Origin of the sequence: Kribbella antibiotica (genome assembly GCF_004349055.1) — a bacterium.
GTDB classification, from domain to species: Bacteria; Actinomycetota; Actinomycetes; order Propionibacteriales; family Kribbellaceae; genus Kribbella; species Kribbella antibiotica.
In genome coordinates, this window is record NZ_SMKX01000092.1 from 1 (window position 1) to 18,787 (window position 18,787).

The 18,787-nt window shown below is 67.0% G+C and carries 20 protein-coding genes; 14 read left to right on the top strand and 6 right to left on the bottom strand.

Translation table 11 applies throughout. The features are described from left to right. The first annotated feature begins 163 nt into the window (after positions 1-163). The 3 genes from dapD to E1263_RS26765 all read left to right on the top strand — a co-directional run bounded on the left by dapD (position 164) and on the right by E1263_RS26765 (position 2,745). Complete coding sequence (gene dapD, locus E1263_RS26755; protein ID WP_132172171.1) at positions 164-1,099, top strand: 2,3,4,5-tetrahydropyridine-2,6-dicarboxylate N-succinyltransferase; 936 nt, start codon at positions 164-166, stop codon at positions 1,097-1,099. 115 nt (positions 1,100-1,214) lie between these two features. After that, positions 1,215-2,192: a VldE C-terminal domain-containing protein gene (locus E1263_RS26760; RefSeq protein WP_132172173.1), complete on the top strand. Its 978-nt coding sequence runs from the start codon at positions 1,215-1,217 to the stop codon at positions 2,190-2,192. Positions 2,193-2,241: 49 nt separating this feature from the next. After that, a complete protein-coding gene (locus tag E1263_RS26765; RefSeq protein ID WP_132172175.1) occupies positions 2,242-2,745 on the top strand; it encodes a hypothetical protein in 504 nt (167 codons plus the stop codon). Positions 2,746-2,792: 47 nt separating this feature from the next. Here the strand turns inward: E1263_RS26765 and fdxA are convergent, their stop codons facing one another. Then, positions 2,793-3,122, bottom strand: coding sequence for a ferredoxin (gene fdxA / locus E1263_RS26770; protein ID WP_132172177.1), 330 nt, complete (start codon positions 3,120-3,122; stop codon positions 2,793-2,795). 118 nt (positions 3,123-3,240) lie between these two features. Between fdxA and E1263_RS26775 the strand changes: the two genes are divergently transcribed. Further along, the gene (locus E1263_RS26775; RefSeq protein WP_238161570.1) at positions 3,241-4,032 is read left to right on the top strand and encodes a GNAT family N-acetyltransferase; all 792 of its coding nucleotides are present in this window, start codon (positions 3,241-3,243) and stop codon (positions 4,030-4,032) included. An 11-nt stretch (positions 4,033-4,043) separates the two neighbouring features. After that, a complete protein-coding gene (locus tag E1263_RS26780) occupies positions 4,044-4,481 on the top strand; it encodes a type II toxin-antitoxin system PemK/MazF family toxin (protein ID WP_132172179.1) in 438 nt (145 codons plus the stop codon). Between the two features lie 6 nt (positions 4,482-4,487). Here the strand turns inward: E1263_RS26780 and E1263_RS26785 are convergent, their stop codons facing one another. From E1263_RS26785 to E1263_RS26805, 5 genes are all read right to left on the bottom strand, one after another. Beyond that, the gene (locus E1263_RS26785) at positions 4,488-6,251 is read right to left on the bottom strand and encodes a VanW family protein (RefSeq protein ID WP_132172181.1); all 1,764 of its coding nucleotides are present in this window, start codon (positions 6,249-6,251) and stop codon (positions 4,488-4,490) included. A gap of 136 nt (positions 6,252-6,387) precedes the next feature. Next, complete coding sequence (locus tag E1263_RS26790; protein WP_132172241.1) at positions 6,388-6,903, bottom strand: flavin reductase family protein; 516 nt, start codon at positions 6,901-6,903, stop codon at positions 6,388-6,390. A 62-nt stretch (positions 6,904-6,965) separates the two neighbouring features. Beyond that, positions 6,966-7,880 (bottom strand): N-acetyl-1-D-myo-inositol-2-amino-2-deoxy-alpha-D-glucopyranoside deacetylase, encoded by a 915-nt coding sequence (gene mshB / locus E1263_RS26795; RefSeq protein WP_132172183.1) that lies wholly within the window; start codon positions 7,878-7,880, stop codon positions 6,966-6,968. Between the two features lie 107 nt (positions 7,881-7,987). Beyond that, the gene (locus tag E1263_RS26800; protein WP_132172185.1) at positions 7,988-8,284 is read right to left on the bottom strand and encodes a LuxR C-terminal-related transcriptional regulator; all 297 of its coding nucleotides are present in this window, start codon (positions 8,282-8,284) and stop codon (positions 7,988-7,990) included. A 165-nt stretch (positions 8,285-8,449) separates the two neighbouring features. After that, positions 8,450-8,818: a (deoxy)nucleoside triphosphate pyrophosphohydrolase gene (locus E1263_RS26805; RefSeq protein ID WP_272949695.1), complete on the bottom strand. Its 369-nt coding sequence runs from the start codon at positions 8,816-8,818 to the stop codon at positions 8,450-8,452. Positions 8,819-8,880: 62 nt separating this feature from the next. Here E1263_RS26805 and E1263_RS26810 point away from each other — a divergent pair, with 62 nt between their 5' ends. From E1263_RS26810 to E1263_RS26850, 9 genes are all read left to right on the top strand, one after another. Continuing rightward, positions 8,881-9,507 carry a hypothetical protein gene (locus E1263_RS26810; RefSeq protein WP_132172187.1) on the top strand — a complete coding sequence of 209 codons (627 nt, stop codon included), beginning with the start codon at positions 8,881-8,883 and terminating at the stop codon, positions 9,505-9,507. A gap of 107 nt (positions 9,508-9,614) precedes the next feature. Then, positions 9,615-9,908 carry a hypothetical protein gene (locus E1263_RS26815; protein WP_132172189.1) on the top strand — a complete coding sequence of 98 codons (294 nt, stop codon included), beginning with the start codon at positions 9,615-9,617 and terminating at the stop codon, positions 9,906-9,908. Next, complete coding sequence (locus E1263_RS26820; protein ID WP_132172191.1) at positions 9,908-10,714, top strand: hypothetical protein; 807 nt, start codon at positions 9,908-9,910, stop codon at positions 10,712-10,714. The genes E1263_RS26815 and E1263_RS26820 overlap by 1 nt, the downstream gene beginning before the upstream one ends. Positions 10,715-10,727: 13 nt before the next feature. After that, complete coding sequence (locus E1263_RS26825; RefSeq protein WP_132172193.1) at positions 10,728-12,608, top strand: fumarate reductase/succinate dehydrogenase flavoprotein subunit; 1,881 nt, start codon at positions 10,728-10,730, stop codon at positions 12,606-12,608. After that, a complete protein-coding gene (locus tag E1263_RS26830; RefSeq protein ID WP_132172195.1) occupies positions 12,605-13,354 on the top strand; it encodes a succinate dehydrogenase/fumarate reductase iron-sulfur subunit in 750 nt (249 codons plus the stop codon). The genes E1263_RS26825 and E1263_RS26830 overlap by 4 nt, the downstream gene beginning before the upstream one ends. Positions 13,355-14,059: 705 nt before the next feature. Continuing rightward, positions 14,060-16,045 (top strand): ABC1 kinase family protein, encoded by a 1,986-nt coding sequence (locus E1263_RS26835; protein ID WP_132172197.1) that lies wholly within the window; start codon positions 14,060-14,062, stop codon positions 16,043-16,045. Between the two features lie 175 nt (positions 16,046-16,220). Next, entirely contained in the window at positions 16,221-17,078 is an 858-nt protein-coding gene (locus E1263_RS26840; protein WP_132172199.1) for an alpha/beta hydrolase, read from the top strand. Positions 17,079-17,095: 17 nt separating this feature from the next. Beyond that, the gene (locus E1263_RS26845) at positions 17,096-18,481 is read left to right on the top strand and encodes an MFS transporter (RefSeq protein ID WP_132172201.1); all 1,386 of its coding nucleotides are present in this window, start codon (positions 17,096-17,098) and stop codon (positions 18,479-18,481) included. A gap of 9 nt (positions 18,482-18,490) precedes the next feature. Further along, positions 18,491-18,778: a 4a-hydroxytetrahydrobiopterin dehydratase gene (locus E1263_RS26850; protein WP_132172203.1), complete on the top strand. Its 288-nt coding sequence runs from the start codon at positions 18,491-18,493 to the stop codon at positions 18,776-18,778. The last annotated feature ends 9 nt before the right edge of the window (positions 18,779-18,787 follow it).

The following is an 18,787-nucleotide window of genomic DNA, read 5'->3' on the forward strand; positions in this document are numbered from 1 at the left end:
GGGTGGGTGCAGACGTGGTCCCGCAGCGAGTCGACCGACAGATCCAATTGAAGACCCGAAGTCAGTGAGTGGGTGAGTCAGGAAGACCGCTGCGGGACCACGCCAACCATTCTCACTGTGAGTGGGGGCGATCCGCCTTTCCCCTATCTGGCAGGCTGTGCCTATGACGAACGTGAACCACGCCTGGGGCTTTGGCCTTGCGACTGTGACCGACGGTGGGGCGGTGCTGGATGTTTGGTATCCGGCGCCGGAGCTGGGCGAGCGGCCCGAGGGGGTCAAGGCGCCGGCTGAGTTGGTGGCGGCCGAGGGGCACGACGAGCTGCGGCGGGTACGACGGGAGGTCGTGAGCACGCAGATCGCGCTGGACGAGGCGCCGGAGGGGACTGCGGATGCGTATCTGCGGTTGCACCTTCTCTCGCATCGGCTGGTAAAGCCGCACGGCGTGAACCTGGACGGGATTTTCGGCGCGCTGCCGAACAACGCGTGGACGTCGGTCGGGCCGGTTCCGGTGGAGGAGATCGAGCACGTGCGGCTGCGGGCCCGGGCAGCCGGCCAGCACCTGAGCGTGACGAGCGTCGACAAGTTCCCCCGGATGACGGACTACGTCGTACCGAGTGGGGTCCGGATCGGGGATGCGGACCGGGTTCGGCTGGGTGCGCACCTGGCCGAGGGCACGACCGTCATGCACGAGGGGTTCGTGAACTTCAACGCCGGAACCCTCGGTACGTCGATGGTCGAGGGCCGGATCGTCGCCGGGGTCGTGGTTGACGACGGGAGCGACATCGGGGCGGGCGCTTCGATCATGGGCACGTTGTCGGGCGGCGGGAAGCAGGTTGTCTCGATCGGCAAGCGCTGCCTGCTCGGCGCGAACGGCGGCACCGGGATCTCGCTCGGCGACGACTGTGTAGTCGAGGCGGGGCTCTACGTGACGGCCGGCACCAAGGTCACCCTGCCGGACGGCAACGTCGTCAAGGCGCGCGACCTGTCTGGTCAGCCGGGGCTGCTGTTCATCCGCAACTCGGTCACCGGTGCGGTCGAGGCCAAGCCGCGCAAGGGTGAGGGCATCACGCTCAACGAGGCCCTCCACGCGAACGCGTGATCATTGACACCGCGCGCTTGGGGAATCACGCCAACCGGCAGCAGGTTTCGCACGTCAATAGCTTCGTGACCCAACGTCAGGAACCAGACCGCCGCTCCCACGCGTTGGGAGCGGTATGTCGGTGAAACGAGGCGCGCTCGTCGCGGTGGGCTCCATCGCGGCGCTCGCCGTCGTCATCGGCGGAGCTGTGGCCTGGATCGGCGGGAAGAGTCTCGGTCCACTGCTGCCACCGCCGGAGCAGTGCACAGCCACCGTCAACGGCGCCACGGTCGAGCTCGAGCTGGAGCAGGCCGAGTCTGCGGCCATCATCGCGGGCGTCGCCGTACGGCGTGGGCTGCCGGGCCGGGCGGTGACGATCGCGCTCGCGACGGCGTACCAGGAGTCGGGCCTGCGCAACGTCAAGCACGGCGACCGGGATTCGCTCGGGTTGTTCCAGCAGCGCCCGTCGCAGGGCTGGGGCACGGCGAAGCAGGTGCAGGATCCGCACTACGCGGCCGGGAAGTTCTACGACGCGCTGGTGAAGATCAAGAACTACCAAACGCTCCCGGTGACCGTCGCGGCCGACCGGGTCCAGCGCAGTGCCTTTCCGAACGCCTACGCGGACCACGAGGCCGATGCCCGCGTGCTCGCCTCCGCGTTCACCGGCAACTCGAAGGCAGTCTTCAGCTGTGTCGTGAACCCGGGCGATGTCCCTGCCCAGACAACCGGCAAGAACGGGCTGACGCCCCGAGCAGACGCCGTACGGCGGGATCTGCTGGCGACGTTCGGGAAGCTTTCCACCGGTGGTTATGCGCCGGAGGGTGTGTCGACCGGGCACATGGAGGGATCGGCGCACTACGAGGGCCGGGCCGTCGACGTGTTCGTCCGGCCGATCAGCGCCGCCAACACCACCAAGGGCTGGGCCATGGCGCAGTACTTGGTCGCCCGGGCCAAGATGCTGAACATCCAGACGATCATCTTCAGCGACAAGATCTGGACGGCCGGCGGCCGCTCGGACAGCGGCTGGCGCGACTACACCCCGCCGGAGCGAGCCGGCGACCCGAAGATCCTGCGCCACCTCGACCACGTGCATGTCGATGTTCTCGAACAATGATGAGCAGTGACCTGAAGACTGTCTGAAGGATTTCGCTCACCCTGAGTATATGACCAATCAGGGGGTGCAGCACCGGCCGAACGTCTTGTTCAACCTGGCCGGACTCGTGTTGATCGTGGCAGGCCTGGCCCTGCTTCTGTACGGCGTCGTGCGGTCCTTCGCGGCCGTCGCGGCCGTCGGACCCAATTCATCCATCGACGATCTCGTCCCGATCGTCGGCAACCTGCTGATCGGGATGTGGGGCGGCCTGATCTTCACCTTCGGCCGCTATCTGTGGCGCGGTGCCCGCAAGCGCGGCTTCCGCGACCGCTTCGGCCGGCTGCTGATCATCCTCGGCTACGGCCTGATCGGAATCGCCCTGACCGTCGGCCTGGTCTCGGCGATGGACGGCTGGTCGGCCGGTTTCGACGGCGACGCGCTCCAGGAGATCGGGATCCGCTCGGTGCTCATCATCGCCGTGATCGGCTTCCCGGGAGCCGCGCTGTGCGGCATCGGCTTCCGGCTGGCCCGCGAGCAGGCCCTCGCCCAGGCAGAGGCCAAGGGCGAATTCTGAGTCAGGGCGGGGTGCCCTCAGCACCCCACCCTGTCAGTACTCAGGCCTCAGTGCTCTTCGTGGATCTGCAGGGGCAGAGCCGCGATGAACTGGTGGTCCTTGTCGATCTTGCCCATCTTGGACGCGCCACCGGGCGAGCCGAGATCGGTGAAGAAGTCGACGTTCGCGGTGTAGTAGTCCTTCCACTGCTCCGGGGTGTCGTCCTCGTAGTAGATGGCTTCGACCGGACAGACCGGCTCGCACGCTCCGCAGTCCACACATTCGTCGGGGTGGATGTAGAGCATCCGGTTGCCCTCGTAGATGCAGTCGACGGGGCACTCCTCGACACACGCGAGGTCCTTCAGGTCAACACACGGCTGCGCGATGACGTAGGTCACGGCTTACTCCTCCTATGGCAGGCAAGCGCAGCGGCGGTCCCTGGGTTGCTGCGATGCGGTGGTGCAAGAGTCTCTAGTATCGGGGTAATACTCTCCCACTGTGCCAGGAGTCCGGATCGTGTCAGGCCTTGGGACCCGTGATATCGGCCACCGTGTCGTGGTCCGGCACCGAATTGAGGGTGGCCTAACCGACGTCATCGGAGTCCTCGAGGAGCGCGCGGAGGACCATCTGACCGTCCGCCACGCCGACTCCAGCAGCCACCGGATCGAGCTTTCCGCGATCACCGCGTCGAAGCCGATCCCGGAGATGCCGCTGCGTTCGGTCGACGTCGAGCAGCTCTTCCTCACCACCGCGCCGGGTCGCCCGGCGGCCGAGACCCCACATCTGGCCCCCATCCGCCTCGGCAGCCCGGCCGCTGAGCAACTCCAGGAGCAGGGCTGGATCGACGCCCACCCCGGACGTTCCGACGTACTGGTCATGCACACGACGCTCGACCACGTGAACGCGCTCCCGCCGTACGAAGTCCAGCTCGCCGAGCGTCCTGACGACAGCTGGTACGGCGTTGCTTTCGAGGGACCGGTTCCCGCGCCGGCGCGGATCGTGCTGGAAGGCGCTCCGAAGGCGGTCTTCGCGACGATCTCGGTCGACGGCTGGCCGGCCGCGGTTGGCCGGGGCTCGATGACCGGTCACTGGCTCGGAATCGACGCCGTACGGGTTCTGCCGGATCATCGGGGCAACGGGCTGGCCACTGCCGTCGTACAGGCTCTGGCGCGCTGGGCGGGCTCTCAGGGCGGGCGGCGGACGTATGTGGAGGTCTTGGAGAGCAATCTGCCGGCCGTGACGGCGTACGAGCGGCTCGGGTATGTCGAGGCGTATCGCTACCGGTATCTGGTCAGTCCGTCCCAGTAGGCTCGGGCGGTATGGCGGATGACGCGGTCGAGCGGCCGGAATACCCGGGGGATTTCGAAGGCACTGTGCACGTGGCGTACACGCCGCATCCGGACGACGGAGTGGCCGATCCGGGTGAAGTGGTCTGGACGTGGGTCCCGTTCGAGGAGGACCACCACCGCGGTAAGGACCGGCCTGTGCTCGTCGTCGGCTCGGACGAGCAGTACCTGCTCGCGCTGATCCTGACCAGCAAGGACCACGACCGCGACGCCGCTGACGAGGCCCGCTGGGGCCGGGTCTGGATGGATGTCGGCAAGGGTGCCTGGGACCGCGAGGGCCGTAACAGCGAAGTACGGCTGGACCGCGTCCTACGCGTTGACCCGGCCCAGGTACGGCGAGAGGGTGCGGTGATCGGCGAGGACCTGTTCAACCAGGTCGCTGCCGAGCTCCACACCCTCCACAGAAGCTAGCCGGCGTCAGCTGGGCTTGCGGGGCGTTTCGGTGTCGGTGGGGCTGCCAGGACCGTTGGGCGTCTCGGTCCCCGGCTTCGGGCCGCAGCGGATGTCGTCGGCCGCGTTGTACTTCGTGGTGAACTGCTCGGTCTTCACCTTGGCGCCGTTCTTCGCGAAGTCCCGGAAGATCGTGATGTCGAAGCCGGCGGTCGGTGCCTGCGGACGGCAGCCCGCCTCCTGGTTGTAGACCAGGCCGGGTGCGCGGCCGTTCGACTTGCCGGAGGCCCGGGCGGTGATGTCCCAGACCTTGGTGCCCCAGATCTTCACCTCGATGCTGCCGCTCGAGCTCGGCGTCGAGGCGTTGAAGATGGTCTGGATGTAGATCCCGTGACCGGAGTCGTTGAGGAACTTCAGGTCCACCGACGGCCAGGCCACGGTCGCCTCGCGGCCGATCGGGTAGCGGTTGATGTAGACGCTGTGCGCCTTGTGCTCGACATCCTTGAGCCCGGCGAAGAACGCCGCGTTGAAGGTCGTCGTGGCCGACTGGGAGACGCCACCGCCGAGGTCCAGCTTGAAGACACCGCCGCTGATGATGTTGCCCTCGGTGAAGCCGTTCTCCTTGGTCCGCTCGCCGACGATCTTGTTCAGGCTGAACATCTCGTTCGGCTTCAGCAGCGTGCCGTTGATCTTGCGCGCCGCCGTACCGATGTTGATGTTGCGGTACGACGCGTGCGGGAAGACGGTCTTGAACTGACCCATCACTTCCTTGATCCCGAGCGCCTGCACATCCGCGGTCTTCACCTTGGCCGGAGTGTTGGCCAGGCCGACCGACGCCTTGCGCTCACCGGCCGGCTTCGTCAGTACGCCGAGGATCGCCGGAACCACCTTGGCGCGGTCGACGACCATGCCGTCGACGGCCGGGACGACCTTCGGCTTACCGGCCGCGATCTCGAAGGTCGCGTCCTTCGGCAGCGTCTCCAGCGTCTTGAACCGCTTCTGGAACAAGGGCTCCAGCAGCTTGGCGTTCAGCGCGGGCGTGACGTTGCCGTCCTTGACACTCAGGGTCAGCGCCGGTGCGAACTCGGACGGGCTGAGCGACACCGACTTGTCGCCGACGGTCAGTTTGACCGGCGCGGCCACGGCCGGCTCGGCGTACTCGGTGATCGCCTTGCTGATCGCGTCCGAGTCGGCCTGCGGCTTGGTCACCTGAACCGGCAGGTCCTCGGCGGAGCCGTCGGCCGGGTAGGCCTTGACGACGACCTCGGCCGCCTTGGCGGTGTCGAGCTCGAGCCCTTCGGCCGGCTTGTGCGAGACCGGCTTGGTGCCGGTGAAAGTAATGGTGCCCTCGGTGGCCGGGCGGTTCACCTGCTTGGCGAGCTTCTCGACCGCTGCCTTCAGCTTCGCCTCGTTCTGGCCGACGACCGGCTCGACCGCCGTACCGCCGGTCAGGGCATGCCAGATCCGGGCCGGGGCAAGGCTGCGGCCCGCGCCGGCCTGCGCGACGGTGGCGTCGACATCGAGGGTCAGCCCGGCCTCGACCGGGTCCACCGAGTACGACGTCGCCGAATCGCCGGCCTTGAACTTGATCGGCTGGGTCAGCCGCTCCTTCAGCCCGGCGTCGAGCTTGGTCTTCGCGTCGGTCTCCGACAACCCGCCGAGCGGGATGCCGAGCACGGTGGTGTCACCGGGAATCTTGGCGCCGGCGAACGCGAAAGCGGCGCCGTACCCCACAACGAGCACACCTAGTCCTGCCGCGGCAATGATCCCCGCGAGCTGCTTCTTCCCCACCGGACTAAGTCCTCCTGCTCAAGCCGTGGCCACGCTGCGTCCACTCGGGACACAAGCGCACATACTACGGGACGGGGCAGGCCTCCCTGACCTTTGGGGCAGGCCCCTCCGGCCCCAAAAGACGCCGTCAGCACGCTCAGCTTCCGGGCAACTCCCGGTAGTTACTGGCGTGGTGAATCAGCGGGCCATGGCCGCCGGCCGGGCCAAGGCCCAGGCTGAGCACCTCGCCGACCACGATGGTGTGGTCGCCGCCGTCGTGGGTCGACCAGGTCCGGCACTCGAGCCAGGACAGCGCCCCGGCGATCACCGGGCAGCCGGTCTTCGGGGCGGACTCGATCGCGACCCCGTCGAACTGGCTGTACAGATCACGCCCTGACTTGGCGAACCGGGCCGCGAGCGGCTGCTGGTCCGCAGCCAGCACCGACACCGCCCAGTAGCCACAGTCCAGTACGGCGTCATGCATCCGCACGCCGCGGTCGACGCAGACCAGGACGAGCGGCGGATCCAGCGACACCGAGGTGAACGCATTCGCGGTCATCGCGTGCGCCACGCCGTCCTGCAGCGTGCTCATGATCAGGATGCCCGCCGCGAATTGGCCTACCGCCGCCCGGAACTCCCCGGGCGGCACGATCCCGCTGGGCTCGGGCGTCATTGACACCTCAGCAGCCTATGCCCGGCTGATGGTTGATGTCTGAAGTAGGCGTGTGGGGACGGTCACGCCACCCCGGCGAACAGATCGTCCTCGACACCCTTGGGACCGGGGGCCGCGGTGCCCTTGACCAGGCGGTAGCCCTCGTCACCGAAGATCGAGCTGCCGTTGTTGTTCGACAGCGCGAAGAACGGGCCGTCCACGGTGATCTGGGTGGCGTGCGCCTTCATCGCGTTCATCTTGCGGTCCATATAGGCCGAGCCGTCGACGATCGCGTCGATGAACCGGTCCGGGGTGATCATCGGCGGCATCGGGCCCTCCGGATCCATCCCCTCGAAGGTGGTGGTGTCGCCGGCCGCGCGGAGCTCGCGCAGGCTCGCCCGCATCGACGACTCGATGATCGCGGTCCAGTAGATCTTCGGGATGTCCCAGGCCGCGCCCAGATCCTCCCGGTACGACGGCGCCGCGGCCAGCGCAGCGGCGTACATGGCGACGCGGTGCGCCTTGATGTGGTCCGGGTGACCGTAGTTCCCGTACTCGTCGTAGGTGACCAGGACCTGCGGCCGGAGCTCACGGATGATCGGGACCAGATCGTTCGCGGCGGCCGTCAGATCGGCCTGCCAGAAGCTGTCCTTGCGGGTGTCCGGCGGGGTGTCGGCGTTGCCCTCGTCGTTGTAGATCATCCCGGTGTCGCGGTACTTGCCGGGTCCGCCGAGAAAGCGGTGGTCGGTGACGCCGAGCTCGGCCATCGCATCGGCGAGCTCGGTGATCCGGTGCTCGCCGAGCTGATCGGTCTGGTCGGCGGCCAGGTGGGCCAGCTCCGGGACCAGGACCTCTCCCTCTTCACCAAGGGTGCACGTGATCAGCGTGACGTGCGCGCCTTCGCTCACGTAGCGCGCCATCGTGGCGCCGTTGTTGATGGTCTCGTCGTCCGGGTGGGCGTGCACCAGCAACAGCCTGCGGTCTTGAGGATCAGCCATGTTCAGAGACTACGTCCGGGCCCGGACAATTATTCCCGGGTACGGCGAGCAGCCCGCGCCCCGACCGGAGTCCGAAGTACCGGTGGGCGCGGGCACGTCAGTTCGGCTCAGCCGAAGCGACGGACCAGCAGACAACCCGCCTGGAAGCGGGACTTGGCGCCGAGGCCGACCACCAGGGCACTGACCTCGGCCCGGACGGTCCGCAGGGACAGACCGAGCTCACGAGCGATCGCGGCGTCCTTCGTCCCGGTGGACAGCATCCGCCCGATCGCGATCTGGCGGCTCGTCAGCTCCTTGACCACGGCCGGCGACTGGCGCCGCGATCCCAGTTCGTAGATCTCGCAGACGTCCTCCGACGCGATGTCTTCCCTCCGAACGGAAGAGACGACCTGATACACCGACATTCCTCACTCCTCCCCAGTAGCGTGCAGAAGGATTCTCGCCGCCGGTGTAGACCACTCACCAGGTACAACCCATACAAACGACCCATACAGTTGCGGCCGGGACCGTTTTCTCAGGGTGACTTTGCGGCTCCGGAGAGCGGTTGATCGTTAATGTGACTTCCGCCACTACAACTTGTTGCGCAGGAGCCTGACAAACGGGCGATCGGGGACCAGCCAGTCTTCTTCCACCAGTTCGGCGGCCGTAAACCAGCGGAGTTCGGAATGCTCGGTGCGGACCGGTTCACCGGCCACGATCGACGCCCGGTACACGTGCAGCCGGTACTTGTCCGAGATGTCCACCCCCGGGCCGAGCGACGTACCGATCTCGACCTCGATGCCCAGCTCCTCGTGGAGCTCGCGAACCGCCGCCTCGGGCTCGGACTCGCCCGGCTCGACCTTGCCGCCCGGGAACTCCCAGCCACCCTCCGGCCCTGGCCGATAAGCCGCCAGCACTCGGTCGCCACGAACCACTGCCACACCTACGACAATCTGCACACCAATGACTCTGTCAGACAGGCAACGAAAAACTGTCGGCGGCGTGCGGCACGATGATCCGTATGCCGTTACAGAACAGGGTTCTTCCCACTCAGGAGATCGTGGCCGATCCGGGCCGCGGCCTCCTGATGGGCAACCGCGGCACGTTGCACGGGCCCGATCTCGCCCTCGGCACCACCCGCTGGCGATCGAAGGCCTGGATCTGCTGCGTCCTTGACTGGAAGGGCGTTCAGCGTGATCCAATGCCGACCGGCCGCTGGACCGCCTTGTTCTTCTTCGATGAAGCGGTCGCACTGGCGGCCGGACACCGGCCTTGCGCCTACTGCCGGCGCCGGGATTTTCTCCGGTACGCCGGGGCTTGGGCGCAAGGCAATGCTCTCGACGAACGTCCCCGCGCGCCTGCAATGGACGCCGTATTGCACAGTCAACGCGTCGAGCCCAGGACCCGTCGGCAACGCACCACCATGCACCCGCTGACCGAGCTCCCCAACGGCACAATGATCCGGTACGACGGACGCCCCGCACTGGTGCTTGATCGGCAGGTGCTGCCCTGGTCGTGGCAGGGTTACGAAAACCCGCGCGTGCCCCCGGGCCTGATCGAGGCCGAGGTGCTCACCCCACCGGCGAATCTTGTTGTCCTGAAGGCCGGATTCACCCCATTACTCCACTCGTCGGCCGTCGGCAACTGAGGTAACCCTAAGTAAAAACACGCCGTAGCGAGAGGTCTTCCGTTGCATGCCGAGGCGCGGCAAAGTGTGCCCATACTGACAGCTACAACACCATCACTGGAGTCGGCATGGGTGAAGGCAACGGCGCCGTTGCGCCCGTAGTCCGCGCGCTCGAAGCACTGCATGCGGCCGTCGGAAAGTTAAGCCAGGAATACGGAGACACCCTCGGCGTTCGCCGACTGGTCTCGGACGTGGCCCGGCTGAGCGACGATCTGGCGGAGCTCGGCCCTCCCGACCCACGGCACAGACCCGGACCGGTTCCGGAGGACCTCGAGGAGATTCCCGACGTGGAGTATGACGCGTCCATGTGGACAGACGCGGAGCACGAAGGCTTCGGCGCACCGGATCGGCGTGCACCCTGATGGCGACCGACTCTGGCATCAATTCGCCGGGACGCGCGCAGGTTGGACTGAAGACCGCACGCACCGATCGCTGGTGGCTCGCGCCGCTGCGGATCGGCGTGATCCTGGGCTTCTTCGTCGTCTACGCGACGATCCGGATCTTCATGAACAAGTGGTACTGGGTGGATGAGCACCACTACCTGACGCCGCTGTACTCGCCGTGCGTCACCGAGTCGTGTGTCCCGGGGTCGAGTCACCTCGGCACCTGGTTCCCGAAGTTCCCGGTCTTCGTCCCGTTCAGCATCATCACGTTCGCCGTGCTGGCAGGCTTCCGCGGTACTTGCTACTACTACCGCAAGGCGGGCTGGCGTTCGCTGCTGCTCGCCCCGGCAGCGTGCGCCGTACCGGAGCCCCACAAGACCTACAACGGTGAGCGCAAGTTCCCGCTGACGGCGCTGAACCTGCACCGCTACTTCTTCTACGGCGCGCTGGTCTTCGGCGTCCTGAACGTCTACGACGGAGTGCTTGCCTTCCACGGCAAGGACGGCGGTTTCGGTATCGGCCTGGGCACCCTGATCATCTGGATCAACCTGGTGATGCTCTGGCTGTACACGCTGTCGTGCCACGCGTGCCGGCACATCGTCGGCGGTCGCCTGAAGAACTTCTCCAAGCACCCGCTGCGGTACCGGTACTGGACCTTCGTCTCCAAGCTGAACCCGAAGCACGGCACGTTCGCGATGGCGTCGCTGTTCACCGTGATCCTGACCGACTTCTACATCATGGCGCTGTCGGCCGGCTGGTTCTCCGACCTGCGCTTCCTGAACTGAGGACTCCCGAGTTATGACTGAGCTCGAACGACACACCTACGACGTCGTCGTGATCGGAGCCGGCGGCGCCGGTCTGCGCGCGGCGATCGAAGCCCGCGAACAGGGCAAGCGGACCGCGATCGTGTGCAAGTCGCTGTTCGGCAAGGCGCACACCGTGATGGCCGAGGGCGGCTGTGCCGCCGCGATGGGCAACGCGAACTCCAACGACAACTGGAAGACGCACTACGTCGACACGATGCGTGGCGGCAAGTTCCTGAACAACTGGCGGATGGCCGAACTGCACGCGCAGGAAGCCCCGGACCGGGTCTGGGAGCTGGAGACGTACGGCGCCCTGTTCGACCGGACGCCGGACGGCAAGATCAGCCAGCGCAACTTCGGCGGTCACACCTACCCGCGGCTCGCGCACGTCGGCGACCGGACCGGCCTGGAGCTGATCCGCACCCTGCAGCAGAAGATCGTCTCGCTGCAGCAGGAAGACTTCGAGGCGACCGGCGACTACGAGGCGAACCTCAAGGTCTACGCCGAGTGCACCGTCACCGAACTGTTGAAGGACGGCGACGCGATCTCCGGTGCCTTCGGGTACTGGCGCGAGTCCGGCCGGTTCATCCTGTTCGACGCCCCCGCGGTCATTCTGGCCACCGGCGGTGTCGGCAAGTCGTTCAAGGTCACCTCGAACTCGTGGGAGTACACCGGTGACGGTCACGCCCTCGCGATGCGGGCCGGCGCGACGCTGATCAACATGGAGTTCATCCAGTTCCACCCGACCGGCATGGTCTGGCCGCCGTCGGTGAAGGGGATCCTGGTCACGGAGTCGGTGCGCGGCGATGGCGGCGTACTGAAGAACTCCGAAGGCAAGCGGTTCATGTTCGACTACGTTCCGGACGTCTTCCGCGCGCAGTACGCGGAGACCGAGGAAGAGGCCGACCGCTGGTACAAGGACGCCGACAACAACCGGCGCCCACCGGAGCTGCTGCCCCGCGACGAGGTCGCCCGGGCGATCAACTCCGAGGTCAAGGCCGGCCGTGGCACCCCGCACGGCGGCGTCTTCCTCGACGTCTCCTCGCGGCTGCCTGCCGAGGAGATCACCCGCCGGCTGCCGTCGATGTACCACCAGTTCAAGGAGCTGGCGGACGTCGACATCACCGCGGAGCCGATGGAGGTCGGCCCGACCTGTCACTACGTGATGGGTGGCGTCGAGGTCGAGCCGGACACCGCACAGTCCTCGGTCAAGGGCCTGTACGCCGCCGGTGAAGTGGCCGGCGGAATGCACGGCTCCAACCGCCTCGGCGGCAACTCGCTGTCCGACCTGCTCGTCTTCGGCCGCCGCGCCGGAGCCGGTGCGGCGATGTACGTCGAGTCGCTCGGCGAGAACCGGCCTCAGATCGCCGAGGCCGATATCGACGCTGCAGCGGCCGAGGCCCTCGCGCCGTTCGAGCTCGAGGGCGGGGAGAACCCGTACACGATCCACCAGGAACTGCAGCAGTCGATGAACGACCTGGTCGGCATCATCCGCAAGGCCGACGAGATCGAGCAGGCGCTGGCGCGACTGGTCGAGTTCCGCGGCCGGATCGCGAAGATGACGGTCGAGGGCCACCGGCAGTTCAACCCCGGCTGGCACCTCGCGCTCGATCTGCGCAACATGCTGACCGTGTCGGAGTGCGTCGCGAAGGCCGCCCTGCTGCGGGAAGAGTCCCGCGGCGGTCATACCCGTGACGACTTCCCCGGCATGAACGCCGACTGGCGCAAGCTGCTGCTGGTCTGCTCGCTCGAGGGCGACGGCGACGGCGTCACCGTGGTCAAGAAGGACCAGATCCCGATGCGCGAGGACCTGCTCGAGCTGTTCGAGCGCTCCGAACTCGCGAAGTACCTCACCGAAGAGGAGCTGCCCGTATGAGTTACCTGGCCAAGTTCCGGGTTTGGCGTGGTGACGCCGACGGCGGTGAGCTGAAGGACTACGAGGTCGAGGTGAACGAGGGCGAGGTCGTCCTCGACGTCATCCACCGCCTCCAGGCGACGCAGACCCCCGACATGGCGGTCCGCTGGAACTGCAAGGCCGGCAAGTGCGGCTCCTGCAGCGCCGAGATCAACGGCATGCCGAAGCTGCTGTGCATGTGCCGGATGAACACCTTCGAGGAATCCGAGACCGTCACGGTCACCCCGATGCGAACCTTCCCGGTGATCAAGGACCTCGTCACCGACGTGTCCTTCAACTACCAGAAGGCCCGCGAGGTCCCCGCGTTCAAGCCCCCGGCCGACCTGAAGCCCGGTGAGTACCGGATGCAGCAGATCGACGTCGAGCGCTCGCAGGAGTTCCGCAAGTGCATCGAGTGCTTCCTGTGCCAGGACACCTGCCACGTCATCCGTGACCACGAGGAGAACAAGGAGGCCTTCTCCGGCCCCCGCTTCCTGATGCGGATCGCCGAGCTCGACATGCACCCCCTCGACGCCGCCGACCGTCAGAAGTCCGCCCAGGAGGACCACGGCCTCGGCTTCTGCAACATCACCAAGTGCTGCGCCGAGGTCTGCCCCGAACACATCAAGATCACCGACAACGCGCTGATCCCGATGAAGGAACGCGTCGCCGACCGCAAGTACGACCCCATCGTCTGGCTAGGCAACAAGATCCGCCGCCGCGTCTGACAGTTCGCTGACGAGCGCCCGACCGCTTCCGCGGTCGGGCGCTTGTTTTCGTTGTGCACGCACCCAAAGGACACCGCCTCCGGCGGCGATACCCTTTTGGCGCCTCCGGCGCGTTCTCCTGTTGTTGCGCCCTAGGTGGTTGCCCGAAGCAGGAAATGTGGCGAGGACTGGGGTTGGCCGCTTTGTGGTGAGTTGCTGCCACTAGGTGGCAGTAGGCGTCCACAAAGCGCGGCGGATGCAGCCCGGCCGGGGAGTGCCCGGATTGGACGTCTTGCGGTGCCCGCACTAACGTTTTGCCTGCTCGCGATGAAACGAAGATCGCTGAGATCCGCAGGCTCGACGACTGACCCAGCTCTTCTACCGCTGCAGGTAACCGTCGGACTCACAAAGCAGAACCCCGGCGGTTTGGCCTGCTCCGAGGAGCTACCAGGGACCGTTCCGGGGTCTTGAGCCTTAACTCTACCTGCCCCATTGGACACCGCGGGCATCGGAGAGCCGGCGGCCGCGCCTTGAGCACGGGTCAGTCACCGACCCGGCTACGGAATGACTGGTGGGGGCTCAAAGTAGGTGAGCGCGCCTGTAGTAGGTGCGGGTACGCGAAGGTGGCGGGCGATGGGCCGCGTGCGGAGGCTCCTGGGGCGGTACGGGGTGACTCACCCGTGTGGGTGACGTCCGTGGACGCCGGGCGGGCCTAGGGTTCGCAGCATGGATGTTGCGCTCGCTGGGTTGTTGAGCCTGGTTGTGTTCGTAGTGATCTTTATTCCGGTGGCGCAGCGGCTGCTGGGGGTGCGGTTCGGGCTGGTGCGGTTGGCGGTGGCGGCGGCTTTGACGTTGTCGACGTTCAATCCGATCGCCAATGCGATGGTGGGGCCGTTGCCGTTCACCGGGTCCAACTCGGCGGCGATTGCGTTCGTGGCGCTGTCGACGTTGTGTGCGACGTTGGTCGGGCTGGTGTTTCTGGTGTTGTCGGAGGCACTGGTGCCGACAGGGTCGTTGCCTAGGGCACGGGATCTCAGGCGAGACCTCGCCGGCCGGATCGCAAGGACGCGCCGGTATCTGCAGATTCTGCGGATTGCGATCAAGCACGGCCTCGGCCCGTATCTCCGCGGCCGGAGGAGGCCCGGTCGGGAGACTGCGGCCGGCCAGGCGGAGTTGGCGCGGTCGCTGCGGCTCGCGCTGGATGAAGCCGGCGTCACCTTCGTCAAGCTGGGCCAGGTGTTGAGTACGCGGAGCGACATCATTCCGTTGTCGGTGGCCGATGAGCTCAGCCGGCTGCAGGATCAGGTCACCGCGGCACCGTGGAGCGAGATCGAGCAGGTGCTGACCGAGGAGCTTGGGGCACCGCCCAACCAGGTGTACGCCGATTTTGGTACCGAACCGCTTGCCGCGGCCAGCGTTGCTCAGGTCTACACCGCGACGCTGCGGACTCCCGAGGCACCACAAGTTGTGGTGAAAGTGCAGCGGCCAGGCATCGCGAGCCTGGTGGATCGTGACCTCGACATCGTCCGCCGCCTCGCCCGCCTGCTGGAGCGGAACACCGACTGGGGTCGCTCGATGGGCGTCCGCGCGCTGGCTGACGGGTTTGCGGAGGCGATGCGTGAGGAGCTCGACTTCACCGTCGAGGCCGGCAACATGGCCGCGGTCGCAGCCGGCCAATCCGTTGCCGCAAGCAATGACATCGTCGTACCGGAGCTCTACCAAAAGCTGTCCACCCAGCGCGTCCTCACCATGCAGCGGCTCGACGGGATCGGTCTCGGCGGGGCGGCTCCCGCGATCGCGGAGCGCGGCCTCGACGCGGTCCAGCTGGGACGCACGCTGTTCGACTGCCTGCTCGGCCAGGTCGCGATCGACGGGGTGTTCCACGCCGACCCGCACCCGGGCAACTTTCTGCTGCTCCACGACGGCCGGATCGGCATGCTCGACCTCGGCTCGGTCGGCCGCCTTGACCCGGCAACGCGGGAAGCGCTGCAGCGCTTCCTGCTGGCGATCGACCACGGCGATCCGGTCGGCGCCACTGATGCGTTGCTGGAGATTGTCGACCGGCCGGACGTCATCGACGAGCGCGGGCTCGAGCGCGCGGTCGGGCAGTTCATGACGCGGCACCTGACCGGGGCGGTCGCGATCGGCCCCGCGATGTTCAACGACCTGTTCAAGATCATCACCTCGCATGAGCTCGGCGTCCCACCGGAGGTTGCCGCGGTGTTCCGCGCGCTCGCCACGGTCGAGGGCACGATCAGCCGCATCTCCCCCGGATTCGACCTGGTCGCCGCATCCCGCCAGTTCGCCTCGGCGCACGTCACCGATCGGCTGACGCCGGAAGCACTACGCCGTACGGCGACCGAGGAGCTGGCATCCATCCTCCCGATGCTCAGGAGGCTCCCCCGCCGGATCGACCGGATCGCAGCAGCGGCCGAGAGCGGAAGACTCGGCCTCAACGTCCGCTTGCTGGCCGACGAACGCGACCGCCAGCACCTGACCGGCCTCCTGCACCAGGTCCTCCTTGCAGTCCTCGGCGCGACCGCGGGCCTGATGGCCGTGCTCCTGCTCGGCATCGACGGCGGCCCGAAGGTCAGCCCGAACATCACCCTCTACCAACTGTTCGCCTACAACCTCCTGGTGATCTGCGCAGTCCTGGTCCTCCGCGTCCTGGTCCTCATCTTCCGAATCCCCGACAAGACTCGCTCCGCCTAACCCGCCCCGCCGCCCCCGCGTTCTCGGCATTTGATGGGCCGGCCCACCGCGTTGTGGGTGGGCTAGCTGCATGCGGCTAGCCCACCCACACTCCCGTGGGTCAGCCCATCAAATGGGGATCGGGGGCCACGAAAATCGGGTGCGGTAAAAACTCGCCCGTGCCAAAATAGCGGCCATGAGTACACCGACCTATGTCCTCGTCCACGGCTCTGGCAGCAACTCGTTCTTCTGGACGACGATCCAGCGCGAGCTCGCCCTGCGCGGACTGCGGTCGTACGCGGTGGACCTGCCGGGTCACGGCTTCGAGGCGCAGTACCCGGTCTCCTACTACTCCCCGCAGGACCTCGACGCCTTGGCGACCGAGCCTTCCACGCTGGCCACGGTCACCCTGCAGGACAACGTGGGCAGCATGCTCCCCGCCGTACGGCGCCTGGCCGAGCTTGGGCCGGTTGTCCTGGTCGCGGCGAGTCTCGGCGGCGTCACCGTCACCAAGCTGGCCAACCAGGCGCCAGAGCTCATCGATCACCTCGTCTACATCTCCGCGTGGGCGCCGGTCTCGGAGCGGAACCCGATCGAGTACTCCGGGCCTGAGTTCGACGAGAGCCTGCTGCCGCAGCTGACCGGGCTCGCGGTCGGCGACGCGGAGGTGATCGGCGCACCCCGAGCGAACTACCGGACCGCCGACAAGACCCTGATCGATACGCTCAAGGCCGCCGTACTGGCTGAGGCGACCGACGAGCAGTTCCGGGCGTTCCTCAACACGATGCAGCCGGACGAGTCGCTGCAGGTGATGATGGGCGACGCCCGCGCCGAGGCTGCGACCTGGGGCACGATCCCGCGCACCTACATCCGGCTGACCAAAGACCTGGCGATGCCGATCGCCGCCCAGGACCGGCTGATTCGCGAGGGTGACGAGCTCACCCCGGACAACCCGTACACCGTGCACAGCCTCGACATCAGCCATGCCGGGTTCATTCTCGATCCGGAGCCGACAGTCGACATCCTGGCCGAAGTTGCCCTCAAGTCCGCTTGAACTCCCAGAATGGGTGGATGACCACAGCCACCGCCGCCCCTCGTCTGTTCAGCGGCCGGCATCTGCCGCTGGCGCTCGGCGTGATCGGTCTGGTCACGCTGAGCGCACTGGAGAACCGAGCAGTCGGTACGGCGTTGCCGACGATGGTGCGCGAATTCGACGCGCTCGGCAGTTTCGGGCTGGCCAATGCCGCCCCGAACGCGAGTTTCGTGTTCTCCATTGCGGTTGCCGGGCTGTGGTCGGATCGGCACGGCCCGGTCCGCACGCTCAGACTCGGCGCCATCGTGTTCGGCCTGGCGCAGTTGCTGATCGGGTTCGCCGTCGCGATGCCGATGGTGATCGCCGGGCGGGTGCTGAGCGGGATCGCCGAGGGCCTGCTCGACGTCTCACTGATCGTGCTGGTGGCCCGCGCGCTGCCCGTCGTCCTGCGCCCGCGGATGATGTCGCTGATCTCGGCGATGTGGGTACTGCCGTCGATCTTCGGGCCGCTGCTGACCGGCGTGATCACCGAGCAGTTCGGCTGGCGCTGGGTGTTCCTGGGCGCCGTCGTCCTGCTGATCCCGACCTGGTTGCTGATCCGGCCGGCGATCCGTCAGTCGCAGGACGCCGACGTGCCAGAACGCACCGCCGAGCACGCGGCAGACCTCACAGCATCCCGTACGGCGCTCCCCTGGGCGGCCGCGATCTCGCTGGCACTGTTCACCTTGACGCTGACCGGTGATCACGTCGGCGCGCACCGGTTCATCGGCACCACGGTCATGGTCGTGGCGCTCGTCGTACTGGCTGGGGCCGCTGTCCAGGTGATGCCGCCCGGAGTGTTCGTCGCCGGACGAGGGTTCCCGGCCGTGGTCGCCACCCGCGCGTTGGGCGGCGCCGCGTTCACCGGGGTCGGCGTGTACCTGCCGTTGCTGCTCACGCTGCAACACAACTTCAGCCCGTCCCGAGCCGGCGTGAGCTTGTCGGTGACCGGGGTGTTCTGGGCGCTGGGTTCGTGGTTGTACGGACGTCAGCACGGTTTCCAGCCCGTCACCGTGCTGCGGACCGGTCTGACACTGCTGGTGGTCGGGATCGCGGTCACGTCGCTGCTCGCCTGGACCGACACCAGCGTGTGGTTCGGCCTGGCCGGCTGGGCGATCGCAAGCATCGGCATGGGTCTGACCTGGTCGAGTGTGTCGGTACTGACCCTGGACTTGTCCGACGCCACCAATTCCGGCCGCAACGCGGGCGCCTCCCAGATGGCCCCGGCGATGAGCATCGCCGCCGTTGTCGCCATCACCGGCACTCTGCTCGCGCTGAAGGCCGAAGACCCGCAGCCGTGGGTCTTCGGCGTGATCGTGAGCGCCGGAGCGGTGATCGCCACCCTCGCGCTCTTCACGGCAGGGCGTGTCCGTCAGAAGGTCTAGAGTGACGGCATGGCTGAGCTGCTCACGGACGACCAGATCGATCTCGCACTCCGCGACCTGATCCCGCATTGGAAGGCCGTGGACAAGACGCTGGTGCGGACGGTCGAGCGGGACACGTTCCTGGACGGCATCCGGCTGGTCGCGACGGTCGCGCAGTTGGCCGAGGCGACAAACCACCACCCGGACATCGACATCCGCTACACGAAGATCACCTTCCGGGTCACCAGCCACGATGCCGGTGGCATCACCGAGGACGATCTGGTGCTTGCTCACCACATTGATACTGCTGCGGAGTAAGTCAGTACA